The following is a 786-nucleotide window of genomic DNA, read 5'->3' as shown; positions in this document are numbered from 1 at the left end:
TGGGACGGCAGACCCTATGATGATGGTGCCTTTGGCACTCAAGGATTGTTTAATCCTATTCATAACAATCCAGCCATACCAACATTAGAGTTTTACAAAAGCGCAAAAACCACTTCATTAATACAAATGGTTGAGATTGGGTTTTATCAATACCTAATTATTAACGAATCATTTTTAGCATTTTTAAAGCCTTATTGCAATGGCCCTTTTCAGACTTGGAAGATAAAAGCAACCCACAAAGAGGTCGATTATACATATAACATATTCTACCTCAATGAATACAAAAGTGATTTTATTAATTATGAAAAATCAACTTTTGAGTTGTTTGAAAAAAACTACTCTACTATTTCTTTAAACCAAGAAATTAAAGTAACCTCTGATGTGGATTATTTAGATAAATGTAGAGAGTTTATTGGTCTATATGGTATTCCTTCTATACAGCCTACAAAAATTGTTTTAAATACATGCAATCAAAAAGTTGATTTTTTCAGGTGTGCAAATAATGACATGGCGGGTTACTATGTCTCGGAGCGGTTAAAACAGGCGATCTTAGACAATTGTTTTACTGGAATGAGGTTTGAAGAAATTGAGGAAATACAAAATCGAGTACTTATTGAGTACGTGTAAAAATTGTACTTGATTTTATAAAAAAAATCTAGAGAGGCTGTCTAAAATAGTGCAGTCTCTTTGATTTATTTTGCTGTATGAAGTTTTCTGAACATAACAAGCTTAGCCATACATGCACATCACATTATTCCTTATGGATTAGCAAATCATAAATTAGTA

General features: G+C 31.8%; 1 protein-coding gene. It reads left to right on the top strand.

Features of this window, described 5'->3' with window-relative positions; translation table 11 throughout:
- Positions 1 to 627 (top strand): hypothetical protein (locus FLB_RS14415; RefSeq protein WP_197488965.1); only part of this gene is annotated, 627 nt, incomplete at its 5' end.
- Positions 628 to 786 lie beyond the last annotated feature (159 nt).

The organism is Flavobacterium succinicans (genome assembly GCF_001662485.1).
Classification (GTDB): domain Bacteria; phylum Bacteroidota; class Bacteroidia; order Flavobacteriales; family Flavobacteriaceae; genus Flavobacterium; species Flavobacterium succinicans_A.
This window is presented reverse-complemented; position numbering and strand designations above follow the sequence as displayed.